A 17,977-nucleotide genomic window follows, 5' to 3' on the forward strand; every position below is an offset into this window, starting at 1 on the left:
AACGGCTCGACCGTCGAAACCGGAGACGCACGACACACACTTGAACATGATTGCGGCAGGCATTCTCGTTTACGGCCGCCTTGAAGGGATTTGGAGCGCTGACCGTGCCTTTCGATTACGGCTTGGACGCCGGCGGTTTCGCCCACTGCCGCTCACCATCTGCAATGTTCGAGGCTCGCTGACACCTAACTCTTACCTTGCGCCAATCGGGCGAAACCTGACGAAATGTCGCCCGTGAAGGACCCGGTATACAGCCCGAAGTCCTCGATTGGTTGAGGCCTGCCCAAGAGATAACCCTGCACCTCCTGGCATTCCTCGGAGCTGAGGAAGGCCAGCTCTCCGGCCGTTTCGACACCTTCCGCGAGAACGGGCAGCTTGAGCCCCCTCCCCAGCCCAAGGACAGCGCGCACGATCGTCGCCGCCTCTCCGTTTCCATCGACCGAGCGGATGAACGAAGCATCGATCTTGATCTTGTCGAAGGGAAACGCCCGCAGGTTGGAAAGGGAGGAATAGCCGGTTCCGAAATCATCCATCGCGATCCGAACGCCAAGGTTTTTCAGCAGGCGTAGGGTAGCGAGAGCGCGGTTGAAATCACGGATGAGAGCCGTTTCCGTGATTTCCAGCTCCAGGCGGTCGGGCGACAGGCCGGTCTCAAGGAGTATCTCGTGGACCAACTGCGCAAAATGGGCGCTATGAAGCTGAACCGGCGAGACGTTCACGGCAATGCCGAGCGGACGCGCCCAGCCCGCAGCCTCCCGGCAGGCTTCGCGCAACACCCATTCGCCGATAGGCAGGATCAGCCCGCATTCCTCCGCGATGGGAATGAACACGTCCGGCCCGATGCGGCCGCGTTCACGGCTGTACCAGCGCAGCAGTGCCTCGAAACCTACGATTTCGCGGTCGGCCGTGCGTGCCTGGGGCTGGTAGACAAGCGACAGTTCACCGCGCACGATCGCATGCCGGAGATCGTGCTCGATGCGCCGACGTTCGCGCACCTGATCACCCATCGTCGTTTCGAAGAACCGATAGGTGCCTCTCCCGTCGGCTTTCGCACGATAAAGCGCGGTATCGGCATGGCTCATGAGCGAGGTGCGGTCTATCGCATCCGCAGGGAAGATGGCGATGCCGATACTCGTCGAAATCAGGCCCTCGGTGGTGGCGGCATTCTCGTTTTCCGCTCGCAGGAAATCGAGAATGCTTTCGGCGATCCGGCCGGCTTGCGCGGGATTGCTGAGGCCGGGCGCGATGATGGCGAATTCATCGCCGCCGAGCCGCGCCATTAGCTGGCCCTTGCGCAGAACCTTCGAAGCGACTTGTGCCACCTTCTGCAGGAGCCTGTCGCCAGCGGCGTGGCCGAAGAGGTCGTTGACCTCCTTGAAGCGATCGAGGTCGAGGCAGAGCACGGCCAGATGTGTACCGCTCATAGGACCATCCGGCTGGTGGGCGGCAATCAGCTCATCGAGTTTCGTATTGAAACTGTTGCGGTTGGCAAGCCCCGTCAAGGTATCGTGGTGAGCTAGAAAATGGATGCTGTTTTCCGCCTTCTTGTGCGCACGCAGATCGCGAACGGCGATCGCCGTATGCGTCTCATTCGAAAGACCGATCGGCCGCGAGATCACCTCGACATCGATCATGGTGCCATCAGCCGCGCATAACCATGTCTCGAAGGCAACATTCGGCTTTTCCGCCAATTGGCGGCGCGCGGCCTCCTCCGGCAGGAATGTCGCAAGATCGGTTCCGGCCAGCTCATCCTCTGTGCGGCCGGCGAGCAGTTCGAAACTGGCGTTGGCTGAAACGATGGCACCGCGCTGGCAGACCAGCAGGCCTTCGAAGGCGGCATTGGCAAGACCGCGCATGCGCTCTGCCTGCCTTTCGGCCAATCGGCGATCGCGAACATCCAGCGCGAGCCCGGCAAAAGTCAACAGCAGGATCGTGAGGGCCGCAACCGAGACCAGCACCGCCAGCCAACCCGCCGGAATGGCCATGGGTGAGACGTCGAAGCGCGGGTCGGGCACGATCACGGCCGCCCCCATGGCGGTGAAGTGATGGCTGACAATGGCGACAGTCAGCAGCAATGTTCCACCTGCGAGCGCCTTCTTCGTGCGATCCCGCAGGCCGACGGGCAAGGCGAGCGCGCCGATCGTCGTGCCGAGCACAATCGAGGCGACGACGAGCAGCGGATCCCATTCTATACGGCCGGGGATCTCGAAGGCGGCCATGCCGGTATAATGCATGACGGCAATCCCGCCACCGACGACCGCGCCCCCGCACCACCGGGCAAAGCGGATTGCGGCCAGCACGATGGAAAGGCCAAGACGGGTCAGCAGGATCGCGGCTACAAGCGAGGCCGCCGTCAGCGTGATGTTGTAGCCGGTCGGCATAGCCGGCGAGAACGCGAGCATCGCGATGAAATGGGTCGCCCATATGCCAAACCCCGTGGCCATGGCGGCCACCCACAGCCACACCGCCCGAAGCCTGCCTTCCGTCCGAACCACATGGTGCAGGAGATTGATCGCCGAAAACGATGCCAGGGTGCAGACCAACCCGGCGAGAACAACGAGGCGAAGATCATGCTCGTTCACGAGGCAGTTGTAGACAGTCAGCATTGCCAAGAACTCCATTATCACTCTGGGCGGCACGACAGCCGATATCCAGGTCGTCGATGCACTTCCCGCCCCAGCCTTCGCCGGAAAGGGAGTGCTGTGTCCCGGCTCAGGAATGCCCCTCGATTTTATCCAGATCCAGATCGAGCCGGATCGTGTCGACCAGATGCCGAAGCAGCCCGGCCGCCTCCGTTGCAAGTAGCAGCTTGTACCTCAGATCCTGCACGCGTTCGGGCTTGCACACCGAATTGCGCAAGACGAAAGCCTGAATCTCGGCTTCATCGAAGATATCGCTCCTGTCGACGGAAACCGGCCGGAGGGTGGGAAAGGCAAGGACGTTGGACACTGCAATCTCCTGAAGTCGGCGAAGGACGTGGCCGGGGGGCGGGAGGCCACCCCCCGGCCGCTCAGAACTCCTCCCAGCTGTCGCCTTATGGAGCTTTGGCGAATGCTGCGGAGCCTGAGAATGCGTTTGCTACTTTGCGGACAAGAGCGCGAGGTGCAGAAGCCTTCACCACAGCATGAGGGGCCTGGGCAGTGACAGCGGACGCCGCACCACGGTCCTGCAGCTTGAACTGAGCCAGCAGCTGCGTCAGCGCTGAAACATCGGTGGAGAGGCTGTGCGTCGCGGCGGTCGTTTGCTCGACCATCGCGGCGTTCTGCTGCGTGCCCTGATCCATCGCGTTCACCGCGGTGTTGATCTCCCCAAGACCGATCGACTGTTCCCGCGCCGCCTCGACGATGGCCATGACGTTGCGGTTGATCTCCTGCACCTCCGTCGCGATCGTGCCGAGGGCCGCGCCGGTCTCACGCACCTTGTGCACACCGGCCTGTACCTGGTGGCTGGAGGCACCGATCAGGTTCTTGATATCCTTGGCGGCGGCGGCCGACCGCTGGGCGAGTTCGCGCACTTCCTGCGCCACGACCGCAAAGCCCTTGCCCGCCTCTCCCGCACGCGCCGCCTCGACACCGGCATTCAGCGCCAGCAGGTTCGTCTGGAAGGCGATCTCGTCAATGACACTGATGATATTGGTGATCTCACCCGACGATTTCTCGATGAGCTGCATGGCCTCGACCGCATCGCGGACAACCACACCCGAACGTTCGGCCCCTTCCCGCGTCCGAGCGACCAACGTACCCGCCTCCTCGGCCCGGCGGGCGGAATCCTTGACGGCCGTGGTGATTTCCTCCAGCGCGGCGGCCGTCTCCTCGACCGAAGCCGCTTGCTGCTCGGTGCGGCGAGCGAGGTCGTCAGCGCCCGAGCGCATTTCCTGCGCGCCGGCATTGATGCTGCGTGTGCTTTCCTCGACGCGCTGCAGGGTGGATTGCAGCTTGATCATCGACGTGTTGAAGTTGCCGCGCAGGCCATCGAGGTTGAGGCCAAAAGGCTGCTCAATGCGATAGGTCATGTCACCGTTGGAGAGGTGTACGAGGCCGGCGGCGAGGGCGTCGACAGCCCCCTGGATCGTTGCGGCCTCCTGCGCCTTCTGCTTTTCCCGCTCCAGGCGTTCGCTTTCAGAAAGGCTGCGGCCCGCTTCCGACTCCTGCTCGAGCCGGATACGCTCAACGGCATTGTCGCGGAAGACGGCAACGGCGGACGCCATCTGACCGACTTCGTCCTTGCGGGTCAGCCCGAAGACCGGTTGCTGCGTCTCGCCCTCGGCAAGCGACAGCATTCGCTGGCGCAGCGCATTGACCGGTCGCGTGATGCCATACACCGTTACCGCCAAGGAGGCTGCGATCGCGGCGAGAAGAACGGCGCCGAGAACCGCCAGCGACATATCCACCGTGAAATGAGCATCGGCGGTCAACTGGTCCGATTGTGCATCGACGGATGCCATGCCCTTGTCGACCCAGGCAACAATACCTTTCCTGAGCTTGATAATCTCCAGATCTTGCTTCGCGAGGATGGCGATTGCTTCGTCGTTCCTGTTATTTGACGCATACTCGACAGCTCTGTCCAGCTCTCGGAAAATGGCTTTGGCCGTGTCGATGAAGCCCTGAATATCCGCGCTTCCTTCCGGGAAGTATTTTTTGGCACCCTCGAACCGCTCCATCGCCGTCTTAACATTCTCTGCATAGCTTTCTTTAAGGCCCGCCATTTCTGGAGAGCTTTGGTCATAGACGATCACTTTGTAAGTGATGTAGGCGACCGTGTGGACGCTGGTATTGGCTCTAGCCATTAACAGCGTCGCCTTGTTGTCGCTCGCGATGAACTCGCTGTAGCTCGCATCAGCTTTGAGATAATTCAGCGACAGATAAAGAATACTGGCGACGGTGATGGCGCTCAGCACGATGAGCGGCGTCAGCACCTTCGTCATGATCTTGGCATTTTGCAAAATGGACATGTCTGCCTCTTGGGTGGCGTGGACCGGATTGACGTCGCACCCGTCTCATCAAGACACGGCCTCGCTGGCAGCGAGCAGAGCCGGCTTCGCACACTTTTCATGGCTGATGTAAGAATGCCGTCATGGCATGCAGGTTAATCGACTAAAGTAATATTACGGAAAATTGTTAATTCGCAATTAAATACGAAACTAATCATAAATAATTACCACAGGTTGCTAGGAACATATTGCGCGCCACAAAGACGAATGAATTATATTCTCCATGTTGAGCTGACCTCATCATTTTCTTTATCCATTGTACTGCTGTGAACCCCGTCACTGCGCTTTTTCCACACCAAAGCCCTCGATTTCCGGCAATTGGCTCAAGCCATGAGGTAAATTCACCTATCTTTTGTCAACTTCTCAAGGAAACGCCGACATGCTGTACCGCGGCCATACGGACGCGGCATGCAGGTGCGGAGTTGTGAATGACTGGCCATCCAGTACGGAAATTCTCGATTGGCTTGAAACATATTCTTTTTGGTGCAGGCGGCGGCATTCTGCTGTGCTGTGCCGTCATCGCTATCCATTTTCTCGGCCAGGCCCAGAAGTTGCGCCGGGAGGCACAAGCGGAAGCGGAGGAACTCGCCCGCTACGAGCTTATCCTTATGGCGGTCAGTGCCATCTCCTCGGAACGAGGCCCCTCCAACAATGCCATGACCAGTCGCGGCCCCGCCGTCATCGAGGCCCTGCGTCAGAAACGCGCCGAAACCGATGGCCGCCTCGCCGAGATGAGAGAAGCCTATCATGAAGAACTCTCGCAAAACGGCCGCTATTCCAAAGACTATGCCCTTCTGAAAGCCCATCTCCGCAGCGCCCGCGCCGTCGTCGACAAGGTTGCCACCTTTCCGCCCGAAGAGCGGAATCCCGACAAGGTGGCGGCGGCCGTACATGCCCTTTTCCGCAGCGCAGATCACGCATTTAACCTGCGCGACCGGCTCGGCAGCGAGATCGCCGCGAGAACGCAAAATCTTTCCGCAGAAATCCTGCTACTCAACGCGGCCGGTGCTCTCAGGGAGATGACTGGTCGCCTCGGCTCCCACACCGTGCTCATCCTCGCCGGCGCGAAAACCGCCGAGGACGAGCGGGCGGCCATGAACGCGATACGGGCGAAGCTGGAACTCCTGTGGCACGATCTCCGGCTCTATGCGCCTGCCCATCTAAAGGCGCCGGAAGTGCAGGCGGCGGTCGAAATGACCAACCGAAGCTACTTCCTCGGTTCGCTGCCCTATCTCGACGAGGTGCTCCACCTCTCGGCAACTGGACAGGACATCTCCGCCAAGACATTCACGGACCGCTATGTCCGCGGCCTGAAAGCCCCTGACGAGCTGCGCTCGCAAATAATTCGGGCAACCATCGAAAGCGCGCAACGTCGCGCGAGCGATGCGCGTCATGCACTTTTAACAGGCGTGACATCCTTCGCCATGATTTGTTGCCTCCTGCTCGGATTTGCGCTGGCTGCGCGCCGTCTGCTCTTTGCGCCCCTGCTTTCGGCACGCAACCAAATCCTGGCGCTCGCGGCCGATAATTTCGACGGGACACGACGGGGACCACGCGCGAGCCGAGAGTTGGAGGAGATTTTTGAGGGGCTTGCCATCCTGCACGGGCAGCTGCTTGAAAAAAAACTGATGGAGCAGGAGCAGCAGCGCCTGACGGAGACTCTGCGCTTCCTCTCCGAGCACGACCCGCTAACACAATTGCTCAACCGAAGGACCGTAGAGGAGCTCGCCACCGTCCGCATGCGCGATTCCGATACCAATGATTGGCCGCTTGGCGTGCTGATCGTCGATCTCGACCACTTCAAGCGCATCAACGACACGCATGGCCACGCGGTCGGCGACCTCGTGCTGAAGGCAACGGCCGACCAGATGAAGCGCACCTTGCGCAGCACCGATGTGGTGGCGCGCTTCGGTGGAGAGGAATTCCTCATCATCCTCGATCTCAGCGGTGGCACGCAGGCGGTTGAAATCGCCGAGCGGCTGCGCCGCGGCGTAGCGGCCATGACAGTAGAACACGAACCGCCCATTTCCGTCACTGCCAGCATCGGCCTGTGCATCCGCATGCCAGGCACAGCCATCGAATGGAGCGAGGTTCTCGCGACCGCGGACCGACGGCTCTATAACGCCAAGGCGCAGGGACGCAATCAGGTTTGCGCCGGCGACGGCGACGAGCACTTTCTCGCGGGCCGGAGACACGCCCTGCCCTCCCTTTCCCGAGTAAGGGCCTTGCCATGAAGAAGCGCATCCGTGTGCATGAAGCCAGGATCGGGATGTTCGTGCACGAGCTCGAACATTCACCGCTGGAAGGGTCCACCCCGTCCGGCTGTTTCGTCATCCTCTCCGGCGAAGAACTGGAGAGGGTCTTCAGCAGTCGCACTCTCAGCCTGCTCATTGACACCGAGAAGGGCGTCGACATCGCGACCGCATCGTGTCGTGACCACGCGGGAGAACACGAGCGGGAACGGCTGCTGCGCTCTTTTTCCCCCCGAGAGCTGGAGCAGGCAGAAAGGACGCTTGCCGAGACAACCCCGCTTGTCAGAAACATAATCGCTGAAGCTCGCATGAACGGGGTCGCGCGGTTGGAACATGCGACGCTCGCCGTCGACCAGATCATGTCGGCCGCCCTGGACAATGCCGCAGCCCTTATCGCCATGTCCCGGCTGAAGGACAGGGACCAGGTCACCTACCTGCACTCGCTTGCCGTCAGCACGCTCCTCACCTGTTTCGGCCGCCGCCTCGGCTTCGATGAAACGACGGTGCGGGAACTAGCGTTGGGCGGCCTTCTGCACGATATCGGCAAGACCGTGATCCCCGTCGCCATCCTCGCCAAGACCGGCAGTCTGACCCCGCCGGAACTCGCGTTGATCCGCGCGCATCCACGGCAAGGTTTCGACATGCTGCAACGGATCGACGGCGTCTCGCGTACGGCGCTCGACATCTGCCTCCACCATCACGAGCGATACGACGGGCGAGGCTATCCCGACCGGCTAGCCGGCGAGGCAATTCCGCTCGCCGCGCGCATGGCAGCGATCTGCGATGTCTACGAGGCGATGACGACAATACGCCCCTACAAGCGCGCCTGGTCGCAGCGCGAGACCATCGATATGATGAAGAGCTCCGACGGGCATTTCGATGCGGCACTCCTCAAGATCTTCCTGTCTCAGCTTGCCGGGAACTTCGGACCTTAGCCACGCCCTACCGGCGCGCGACCTTGAGCACCCAGGAACAGAACTCGTCGATCAGCGGCTCATGGCGCCGGGCATGTTTTATGTTCATGTAGTAGGCGCGCCCGGAGGGCATCCGATGGCTTGAACTCAGGATGACGCGTCCCTCCTTCAACTTGTGTTCTGCCAGAAAATCCGGAACCAGCGCGACACCAACGCCTGCCATCGCCATTTCAAGCCCGAAGATGTAGTGACTAGAGCCGATCAGTGCAGATCGTTCAAACGGAGACGGCCACAGGCTGCCGGCCGTTCGGGAGTACGCAGACCAGTCCTCGCCGAAGCTCGCCTCTTCGACCTCATGCGTGATGAGCTGCTGTCCACCTCTTGCTTCGCTGGCCACAGCGACCAGAGTCTCATCGAACATTTTAGCCGACCAATATCCCGCCTTCAGGGGCGTGGTGGAAAAGAACACGTCGGCAATGCTGTCGCTGATGTCGGTTTCTCCGGCATACATCTTCACTCGCAGACAACTGCGCCAGGCCTCCTGTTCGGTGGCATTCAACAGGGGAATGAACCAACCGAGTCCGAAGCAGCTGCACATCGTCACACGCAGAAAACGATTGGAGGCAGCAATACCGTTGCGAACAGAAGAATCGATCTCGGAGAACGCATACTTCAGGCTTTCAGCAATCTGCCGTCCGCGGTCGGTAAAGGCAATCTTGCGCCCTTGCTTGACGAAGAGTTCTTCGCCGATCTGCGCGCGCAAACCCCGGAGTTGATGGCTGATGGCGCTGGACGTTATGCCGAGTTCGCGTGCTGCACCCATCAAGGATGCATGCCGGTAAACACACTCGAACACCTGCAAAGAACGAATATTGTAGTGCATCATACGTCCTTCCGACCTCTCACCGCAGAAGTCAGAAACAGAGTGCATCGGACAATGAAGGCTCACAATATGCCACCGCAAAAAACCCCATATTTTTCAGGGCTTATTGCAAATATTCGATAATACAACTCAACAGTTGAAATCAACTAAACGTTGCCACTTCGTTTGACCTTGGTGCGCGATTCTGAACGGTTCTCGTTCCGTCCCGAGTTTATTTTTTGCGGCCTTGATATTATATAGGACTCCTATATATATTCCCCCCATGGAGACGCCCACAGACTCACATTCCATCACCGAACGCCTTCGCGAAGGCCTTTCCCGCGTCGGCATGGCCATGCGCATCGACGAATGGAACCGGTCGAAGGCGAGTGGGCTCAACCCGACGCAGCTTGCCATCCTGACGCTGCTGGAAGGCCGCGGGGTGGACGGCCTTGGCGTGCGCGAGATCGCAGCCCATCTCGGCGTTTCGCAGCCGACGGCGACGGATTCGATCAATGCCCTGGAGCGCAAGGCCTATCTGGAGAAGCGGCCGGAGGCGAGCGACCGGCGCGCGGTGCGCGTGGTGTCTACGGCGGCGGGCCTTGCAGCCCTTGCCGCCTCGGACACCGGTGATGGCCTTGCCGTCGAGGCCCTTGGCGCGCTCGATGAACGCGAGCAGGAAGAACTCCTCCTCACCCTCGTCAAGATGATCCGGCATCTGCAAGTGGCGGGGGCTATCCCCGTCCAGCGCATGTGCGTGACCTGTCGCCACTTCTCGCCCTTTGCGCATGCGGATACCACACGCCCCCATCATTGTCATTTCGTCGACGCCGCCTTCGGCCAACGCGCGTTGCGCGTCGATTGCCGCGATCACGATGAAGCCGATCCCGCATCCCGGGCTGCCACCTGGGATGCTTTTCAAGCGGGATAGTTCCGACCCTCCAGGCAAACGAAAGGAAGACCATCATGTTCGGCAGATTTGCAACCGGCGCCCTCGCCGCCGGAACGGCCTTGCTGTGGCTGACGACAGCCTCCGCCCATTCCATCAAGGCAGAGCCCGCCGAGGCGCTAGAGGCTGCGTTCGACATCATCGAGACGACGATCGTCACCAAAGGTGATAGCGCGATCTTCACCACCCGCGTGCGCGGCGAGGCGGGCAAGGACAAGCCCGATGCGACGGGCAAGTTCGAGGGCTCCAGTGTCTATGCCTATGTCTGGCCGACGAGTCTCGACAGTGGCGAGATCGGCTTCGACAAGGGCCAGGGCATCGTCGCGCTCGCCGTCACTTTCCACCCGGATTTCGACGATGCGGCCAAGGGGGGCAAGAACCGCCATGTCTGGCATCCGCACTGGGTGGTGCTGGCACAGGACAAGGCCTGTGGCGGCGGCCTCAAGGTGATCGACATCCCCGAAGGTACCAAGCCGAAGGTGCCGGAGACCTGGCCCGGCGTTCCGCTGCTCATCGACAGCCCGGAATATCCGACCAGCTTCAAGGGCGATACGGTGGATGTGGCCATTCCCCTCTCGCTGATCGGCGGCATCAAGGGTGCTTCATTCGACGGCGTGACGGCGGGTCTGAAGGTCAACGGCAACCTGCATGCGCCGCTGCTGTGCGTCAGCAACGTGTTCAAGGTGGCCTCGGGTGATCTCAGCCTGCCCGGCAAGGTCGTGCCGGCCAAATGACCCCGTGCCGGTCCGGCAACTGCCATTGCCAGACCGGCCATTCCTCCCCTCCAGGCAAATGAAAGGAAAGAACATGCCGAGATTTACCCTCACAGGTCCCTGCAATGCAACGGGCACGCCCGGCCCGGCCGTTGTCATCATATAGCGGGAGGTGACCATGACCACGCCTGAGACGCCACTTGCCCCGGAACTCGCGATCAGCGAATGGTTCAACACACCGATCCCACTGACACTCGCCGGCCTGCGAGGGCGGCCGGTCTTCCTGCACAGTTTCCAGCTCCTCTGCCCCGGCTGCGTGGCGCAGGCCATTCCGCAGGTCCAGCGCATCGAGCGCGTCTTCGCCCAGACGGATCTGCAGGTCCTCGGCATCCACACGGTCTTCGAACACCATGCAGCCATGTCGCCGGTCACCCTCAAGGCATTCCTCTACGAGTACCGGCTGAAATCCCCGGTCGGCATCGACAAGGCCGAAGAGGGATCGAATATTCCGGTGACGATGCAGCGCTTCGGGCTGCGCGGAACACCCTCCTCCGTGCTGATCGGGCGGGACGGCACCATCCTGCACCAGGCTTTCGGCGTGGAGGATGACATCGCCGTCGGAGCACGGATCGCCATGGCAATTTCCGCTCCCCCGGTGCAGTCCGTCGCAGCCGAGGATGGCACCTGCACCGATGGCCGCTGCGCCATACCGACACCGTCGGTTGTCACGCCATGACGGAAGTCGCATTGCTCAGCCTGGGCATCGGCAGCGTCGCGCCGCTGGGTGCACGCGGCATGCCGAGCGGCATCGTGAAATCGCCGGTCGACCATGCGCTTGCTCTGACCAAGACCGGTCTCATTGGCGACATGCAGGGCGATACGGTGCGGCATGGCGGGCTGGAAAAGGCCGTGCACCACTACCCCTTCGAACACTATGCCGAGTGGACGAGCGATCTCGGGCCGCATCCGCTTCTTGCCGGCCCCGGCGCCTTCGGCGAGAACCTCTCGACGGTCGGGCTGACGGAGAGCATGGTGGCGATCGGGGATGTCTTCGAGCTCGGCACCACGGTCCTTGAGGTCAGCCAGGGGCGGCAGCCCTGCTGGAAGCTGAACGAGCGCTTCGGCCGAACGGAGATGGCGCGCCTGGTGCAGTCGACCGGACGAACCGGCTGGTATTACCGGGTGCTCACACCCGGCACCGTCTCGCCCGCCGACCGCCTTATCCTGCATGAGCGTCGTGCGCCGGAATGGACGCTGACGCGCATCTGGCGTGCCTTCTACATCGATCCGCTCAACCACTCGGAGCTGGCCGGCATCGCCGCGCTCGAGTGCCTTGCCGACAGCTGGCGCAGCCACGCCGCCCGCCGCCTGGAAAGCAACCGGGTCGAGGACTGGACGAAACGCTTAACCGGCTCCACCTGAACTTGCGCGGGGCCGCTCGCCTTTGCGAGCGCGGACTTCAGGAGAGAATTTATCCACCGTCTTTATTGTCATAGACGTTGCTGCTCATGAATCGCGGTCTCCGGCAAAGCCGGTGCACTTCACGCGCAAGTTAGCAGAACCAAATTGTTCCTGCGAAGCCTGCAGCGGCAGAAGCAACGCCTGGAACACAAAATCGAGCCTTCTCCGGGATGCATGATGTTCATCGTCGGTTCGAACTTAGCGCGGGATTTTGATCTGCTCCTACATTCATCGAATCCACGACGTAACGCAGTGGAAGACCGTGACCGGCAGAACTGCCCGCGTCACGGCAAACGCCTTGTCCGGACTTTGATGGAACAACGGGATACTACCCCTATGGCGTCTCGGCCGCGGGAGTAAGCTAACGCGACCAGACTGGATGCGAAACAAAAGCCATCGTAGATTACGGCTGTCGCGAAACGGCCGGACGATGGACCAACCCTTCCCGGCTTCTGCCGGGCAGGGTTGGTCACGTACACAATCGAGACTCGTGCGCGGCGCTAGCCGAATGCCTGTGCATAGCCCGGTCCCGATCAATCCGCGCGACGGCCGCCTGGACCCCGGCGAGAACCTGGTTGAGGCGCGGTTTGTAGACCGGTGCCTGCATCATGACGACCGGAGTCGTCTTGACGTGAGGTCCGCAATCGTATCCGTCCATCTAGCCCCTGAAGCCCTCGTGTCTTTCATGCCGGCTGGTGGCGAAAGCGCCAACGGTGGCAAGCGAGAGCGCGATTGTGGCGAAGGCGACGGTTTTGAATGTCGAGAGCATGATGCGTATCCTCGATAAACGGGGAGGCAATGCTTCCCTTCAGGCTGTCCGGTGTCGTAGCATCGCGGTTCCCTTCTGCCGGCGGCATCTATAGGCCCGCCCATCGGTCTGGGTCGTCTTACAATTAAATAAAGTTTCAGCAGGCCTTTTTGCCAAAGTATCGCCCGGATCGAGGAATTCCATCTCGAGCACTGCCATGAGAAACCGCTTTCCATTCAAAGGCGTACCTGTATCTGCTTCGATCGGAGGAACTCCGACCTCCATGATCGATTTGTAATCTTTAGCGTCAAGTGGCGGGACTGGGCTTAGTTTGCCTCAAGCCGCGCCTTGAGCCCGTTGACGATCCGATCGGCAAGGCCTTCGTAGTCACCATCGAAATGATGCCCCCCATTGATAGCAATCGCCTCCACACCGGAGGATTTGAGCGTCGGGCAAGGGTCGTCATCCTCCTCCGTACCGGAAATGCATTGCACGCGTTTGGGGTCTATCCTGGCGATGTCGTCGACGGGATCGCCGCCCGCCCCTTCACCCGCAACACCGAGCCAGCCGGATACGGAGATTTCGTAGTCGACCTGATGGGAGAGCGCCATGAGGGTGAGCTGTGGCACCCGGGCTCGGTTCTCAGGCGAAAGCAGGTTGTAGGTTGCCGGCAGGATGTCCGCGCCAAAGGAATAACCGACGAGCAGGACGTGTTTGACGTTCCACTCCTTGCGGAAGGCCCCGATGATACGGGAAAGATCGTCCGCCGTCTCCTGCGGTTTGCGCTCGGACCAGAAGTACCGCAAGGAGTCCACGCCGATGACAGGAATGCCGCGTTGTTGCAGCGCACCCGCCACCTGCTTGTCGATGTCGCGCCAGCCGCCATCCCCCGAATAGACCACCGCCATCGTGTCAAAGGCAGGCGCAGCTTTGAGGATGGCGAGCGGCAGGCCGAGCGGACCGTCCGTATCACCAGCGGCATCGACCCGGTCGGCTACCGATTGCGCCAAGGTGTCCAGAGCCGAGGCTGTTTCATCCCGCACGTCGATATCGGCATGCGCCTGTTTCAGCGCGGCGACGTGATCGCGACCCGCTTGCTGCGCCTTATCGGTGAAGAACACGGTCACGGGTGCGGGCAACGGCCCATCGGAGAAACCATACATTGTTCGCCCATCCGCCTTCGTCTTGGAGGCGGGCGTGCAGAGAACCTTGTCGAGCGGGATCCCGGCCACAGGATCGACGGCGATGGCCTCGCCAAGCGTGGCGGCAGGGCTCTGGGCGATCATGGCGAGCGCCAGCGCTCCCCCCTCGCCGATGCCGGCGACGATGGGTGGATTGTAGCTCGTCGCCCCTCTGGCGCGCTGGACTTGATGGGCGAGCGATTCGACATCGGAAATCATATAGACACAGTCGCCGTCATCGGCCTGCAGGGCCTTGAGATAGGACGGAAAATCAATACCGATCACGGCCGCGCCTTTTGCAACGAGATTCGCGGCTTGCCTGTCCTCCTCGGATCCCCAGCCCTCTGCATCCGAGATCAGAAAGACGCTCGCACCGGGGGCGCCATCCGGTAGCAGGATGTGGTCAGCGGGGATCATACCGGTAGCAAAGGTTTTGCTGTTCTCCTGCGCGACGGTAAAGCGGGGTGCCACGCAGGAGAAAAGGATGGCAAGCGCGAGAGGGCAAAAAACCTTCATTTGGAAATCACTCCTTTGACACCCCCGCCGATCAGGAAGGTTACGTCCATCAGGGCGAGTGCCGCGCCGGTGGCATTCGATACGGCAAGGTAACGCGGCTCCCAGCGTGGGTGGAACTTCGACTTGAAGGCGCGCAGGCCCTTGAAGTTGTAGAAGCGTTCACCGTGCTCGAACAGAGCCCCACCGACACGATCCCAGACGGGAGCGGCCTCGCGTTGCGCCATGCCTGACAGTGGCGCCATGCCCAGATTGAACTGTCGATAGCCCTCGGTGCGAAGGTATTCGAGGATGCTGGCGAAGAGGAAGTCCATCGTGCCCTTCGGGGCCTGGGGGGCAAAACGCATCAGGTCAACGGTCGCTTCCGCCTTGGTGTCCGTCACCATCAACGTGGCAAAGGCGACGATCCGATTGTCCAGCCACACCACGGCGACGGGTTGCGCCATTACATAGGCACCGTCGAAGGCGCCGAGCGAAAAGGTCTTTTCCTTGGTATTGTGGTGATCGAGCCAACCATCGGATACCGCCTGGAGATCGGGTAGGATCGCGGCGACCTCACCAGGCGGTACGACGGTGAAGGAGAGGCCATCGCGCTGGCCGCGATTGTAGGATTGCCGCAGATTGGCGAAACGGCTGCCCTTCATCTCGAACTGTGCCAGTTCGATGATGGCTAGTTCTCCAAGCTTGAAGGCGCGCAACCCCACATCGGCGCAGGCCGAAAGCAGGGCCGGAGAGATCTGGTAAAAGGCCGCACGCCCCCCGCCTGCCCGCGCCGCGCCGACAAACTGCCAGACGAGTTCAGCGAATTCCTCTTGCAGACCAATCGGGTCGGCGAGCGCGATCCAGGAGCGACCGTGAATGCCATACATGATGTAGGATTTCTCTGAAGGCGAAAACAACAACCGCTTGTCGCCCATGCGCACGAGATTGGCATCGGCGAAATCCTGGCCCATTGTGATGGTGGCCGCTTGCACCAACTCCTCCGGCGTCGGGCCTTCCGTGCGGAAATGCGCCGGCCGCAGCAAGCTGAATAGCGCAAGCGCCGACGAGGCTATGGCAAGCCCCAGCAGGGCACGCAGGCCGCGCGGGGCTTCTTCCGAAAACTCGAACTGCCACCAAAGTTCATGCGCATAGTCTGTATCCCGGTAGACGAAGAGCAGGATAAGCGTCGCGGTGACGATGATGACCGCGATGGCGGCAAGCCAGGACGGTCCGAGCGCCTGCCGGAGCAGCGAGGAATGCCGGTCGAAGGCACGGGCATTGGCGAGCAGCGCAACGATGAACAACACAAGCAGCCCCGCCTCGAAGACGGCTATGGCCTTGAGGAAGGCGAAGGCGAAGGCGACCGATGCGCCTGCCAGCGCCACCCACCAGGCGCCGTCCAGCCGCTGTCCAAGCCCACGGGCGGCGACGATCAACAGCAGGCCGAGCAGGCTCGACAGGAAATGTGCGCCCTCGACGATCGGCAACGGCAGGTAACTCGACAGGAAATCGAGATCCGAGTTAGGCGTCGGCACCACGCTCGAAAAGATCAGCATGGTGCCGAGCACCAGCGAGAGCGTGGCGATCAATGCCGGGGCGAGCTTGCCGGCAAGCTGCGCGGCCTCGGCGACGCCAGGCTTCAGCGCAAGCTGCCGCATCTCGGTGACCAGCAGCAGCACGGTCGCAAACAACAACGGCAGCACATAGTAGACCAGCCGGTAAAGCACGAGACTACCTAGCAGCTGGTCGATGCTGATGGCATTGGAAAGCCCCGCTATGATGACCGCCTCGAAGACGCCAAGACCGGCTGGAACGTGGCTGAGCACGCCGAAGCCGATCGCCACCGCATAGACGGCAAGAAAGGTCGGCCAACCGACATGGGTATCGGGCAGCAGCACGTAGAGCACCGAGGCGGCGGCTGCGATATCGAAGGCTGAGACGAGGAACTGGCGGGAGGCGGTGCGGCTGTCCGGCAACAGAAGCTGAAAGCCTTTGAGGCTGATCACATGCCCGTTGCGGCCGATATAGAATACGCCGACCAGCGCAGCGAGGATCAGCAGCGCTATGACGCGCAGCCACAGAGCATCGACGCCGAGAATGCTGGCCACACGCGGGGCGACGGCGAGCGCCGCCAGCGCGCTGACGGAAAGCAGACCAAGACCGAAGGCGAGTGTCACGAAGGCAATGACGCGGGCGATCTCGCCAGGGGCCAAGCCAAGGCGGGAATAGGCCCGGAAGCGGATCGCTCCGCCGCTGAGCGGCCCGAAACCCACCGTATTGCCGACCGCATAGGCCATGAAGGCCGTCACGGCGACTGTAAGGAGGGGTATACGGCGGCCGATATGGTCGAGCGCGTTGGCGTCGTAAAAGACCAGCGCGAGGAAGCTGAGACCGGTGAACAGCACCGCGAGCGCAATGGCGCTCCAGGAGGTGGCCGAAAGTACTGCCAGCACCTCCTCGTAGCGCACCTCCGCCGTCAGCCGGTAAATGGCGAAGGCGACGAGAGCGAAGACGAAGAGGCTCGCTGCCCCGAGGACATAGAGCCGATATGTCAGGAGAAGTCGGACGAACCGCGACGAATGATCTTCGGCAACCACACGCTTCTTCATGTTCCACTCGAACTGAGCTGACGGAGCCGCATCCTAGCTGCGGATATGGCAAATATCGGACAAATTTCGCGCAGCCAGAAATAAGATGCAAGCAAAGCACGAAAGTGGGCACCCAGCGGACACACGGTCGACGGAGTCTAGACCACTATCGCACGACGCGGCAAGATCAAACGACAAACCATCCAACAACGGCTCTTGCAGCATCACAACATCATCCCAAGACGAGGCCGGCAGTTCGCTGATCCGCGATCCAATCCGAGGTAAATGATCTGAGGACGGACAGTCAATGTAATGCGGCACAGATAGGCACACCGGACTCTATCGGTACTGAAGAGACCCTTAGAGGCGCCGAGCGGTATATTCCGGAAATTCTTCCGCACCACGGCTCAAGGCTTTCACCATCAACACCCGTCATCGAAGTAGCCATTTTCTACGTAGAAGCGATGTGTGCGCACCTTGCCCAGCACCATGGCGATGCGGGTCACAGCGCATTCGGTTCGCTCCCCCTCCTGTTCAACCCACGCCATAAGCTTGCCCCCGATGCCTTGACTGCGAAAGGCGTTGTCCACCTCGTTATACTTGCCGCACCAAATCTGCGTGCCGATCCAGAAGGCCGACGGGCTTACCAAATGCTCGCCGATATATGCCGCAATGTGGATTGGTTCTGGTCCTTCTTTATGCGGCAAGCACACTGGATGGAACAGTTGGCTAACAAGGCCGTTTCAAGAGCTGGTAATCCTCCCGCGCACTAATCGGGTTCAAAAGTAGAATTTTCTCGGCAATATGCATGAGGAGATTTTGAT

The 17,977-nt window shown here is 61.0% G+C and carries 14 protein-coding genes; 6 read left to right on the top strand and 8 right to left on the bottom strand.

Features of this window, described 5'->3' with window-relative positions; translation table 11 throughout:
* Positions 1-185 precede the first annotated feature (185 nt).
* The 4 genes from AC1RT2_RS29730 to AC1RT2_RS29745 form a co-directional block, all read right to left on the bottom strand.
* Positions 186-2,606 (bottom strand): bifunctional diguanylate cyclase/phosphodiesterase, encoded by a 2,421-nt coding sequence (locus AC1RT2_RS29730; protein WP_493107777.1) that lies wholly within the window; start codon positions 2,604-2,606, stop codon positions 186-188.
* Between the two features lie 106 nt (positions 2,607-2,712).
* Positions 2,713-2,949, bottom strand: a complete 237-nt coding sequence (locus AC1RT2_RS29735) for a hypothetical protein (protein ID WP_493107779.1) — start codon at positions 2,947-2,949, stop codon at positions 2,713-2,715.
* An 85-nt stretch (positions 2,950-3,034) separates the two neighbouring features.
* Complete coding sequence (locus AC1RT2_RS29740; protein ID WP_493107781.1) at positions 3,035-4,951, bottom strand: methyl-accepting chemotaxis protein; 1,917 nt, start codon at positions 4,949-4,951, stop codon at positions 3,035-3,037.
* 380 nt (positions 4,952-5,331) lie between these two features.
* Positions 5,332-5,883, bottom strand: a complete 552-nt coding sequence (locus tag AC1RT2_RS29745; RefSeq protein WP_493107783.1) for a hypothetical protein — start codon at positions 5,881-5,883, stop codon at positions 5,332-5,334.
* Between AC1RT2_RS29745 and AC1RT2_RS29750 the strand changes: the two genes are divergently transcribed.
* Both AC1RT2_RS29750 and AC1RT2_RS29755 read left to right on the top strand, forming a co-directional pair.
* The gene (locus AC1RT2_RS29750; RefSeq protein WP_493107785.1) at positions 5,866-7,224 is read left to right on the top strand and encodes a GGDEF domain-containing protein; all 1,359 of its coding nucleotides are present in this window, start codon (positions 5,866-5,868) and stop codon (positions 7,222-7,224) included. The two genes, AC1RT2_RS29745 and AC1RT2_RS29750, sit on opposite strands and share 18 nt — an antisense overlap.
* On the top strand, positions 7,221-8,177 hold the full coding sequence (locus AC1RT2_RS29755) for an HD-GYP domain-containing protein (protein WP_493107787.1): 957 nt from the start codon (positions 7,221-7,223) through the stop codon (positions 8,175-8,177). Before AC1RT2_RS29750 ends, AC1RT2_RS29755 begins: the two co-directional genes overlap by 4 nt.
* 7 nt (positions 8,178-8,184) lie before the next feature.
* On the opposite strand, the gene AC1RT2_RS29760 is transcribed toward AC1RT2_RS29755, so the two are convergent.
* Positions 8,185-9,042 carry a LysR family transcriptional regulator gene (locus tag AC1RT2_RS29760; RefSeq protein ID WP_493107790.1) on the bottom strand — a complete coding sequence of 286 codons (858 nt, stop codon included), beginning with the start codon at positions 9,040-9,042 and terminating at the stop codon, positions 8,185-8,187.
* Between the two features lie 259 nt (positions 9,043-9,301).
* Here AC1RT2_RS29760 and AC1RT2_RS29765 point away from each other — a divergent pair, with 259 nt between their 5' ends.
* The 4 genes from AC1RT2_RS29765 to AC1RT2_RS29780 all read left to right on the top strand — a co-directional run bounded on the left by AC1RT2_RS29765 (position 9,302) and on the right by AC1RT2_RS29780 (position 12,102).
* Entirely contained in the window at positions 9,302-9,949 is a 648-nt protein-coding gene (locus AC1RT2_RS29765) for a MarR family winged helix-turn-helix transcriptional regulator (RefSeq protein ID WP_493107792.1), read from the top strand.
* Between the two features lie 35 nt (positions 9,950-9,984).
* Positions 9,985-10,701 (top strand): hypothetical protein, encoded by a 717-nt coding sequence (locus tag AC1RT2_RS29770; RefSeq protein ID WP_493107794.1) that lies wholly within the window; start codon positions 9,985-9,987, stop codon positions 10,699-10,701.
* Between the two features lie 157 nt (positions 10,702-10,858).
* Positions 10,859-11,416: a redoxin family protein gene (locus AC1RT2_RS29775; RefSeq protein WP_493107796.1), complete on the top strand. Its 558-nt coding sequence runs from the start codon at positions 10,859-10,861 to the stop codon at positions 11,414-11,416.
* Positions 11,413-12,102: an MOSC domain-containing protein gene (locus AC1RT2_RS29780; protein ID WP_493107797.1), complete on the top strand. Its 690-nt coding sequence runs from the start codon at positions 11,413-11,415 to the stop codon at positions 12,100-12,102. The genes AC1RT2_RS29775 and AC1RT2_RS29780 overlap by 4 nt, the downstream gene beginning before the upstream one ends.
* A gap of 1,113 nt (positions 12,103-13,215) precedes the next feature.
* Here AC1RT2_RS29780 and AC1RT2_RS29785 read toward each other — a convergent pair.
* The 3 genes from AC1RT2_RS29785 to AC1RT2_RS29795 form a co-directional block, all read right to left on the bottom strand.
* Complete coding sequence (locus AC1RT2_RS29785; protein ID WP_493107799.1) at positions 13,216-14,586, bottom strand: virulence factor family protein; 1,371 nt, start codon at positions 14,584-14,586, stop codon at positions 13,216-13,218.
* Positions 14,583-17,174 (bottom strand): bifunctional lysylphosphatidylglycerol flippase/synthetase MprF, encoded by a 2,592-nt coding sequence (mprF, locus tag AC1RT2_RS29790; protein WP_493107801.1) that lies wholly within the window; start codon positions 17,172-17,174, stop codon positions 14,583-14,585. The genes AC1RT2_RS29785 and mprF overlap by 4 nt, the downstream gene beginning before the upstream one ends.
* Before the next feature lie 401 nt (positions 17,175-17,575).
* Positions 17,576-17,860 (bottom strand): GNAT family N-acetyltransferase, encoded by a 285-nt coding sequence (locus AC1RT2_RS29795; RefSeq protein WP_493107802.1) that lies wholly within the window; start codon positions 17,858-17,860, stop codon positions 17,576-17,578.
* Positions 17,861-17,977 lie beyond the last annotated feature (117 nt).

It is taken from the genome of Shinella sp. GW821-FHT11G07 (assembly GCF_058808115.1).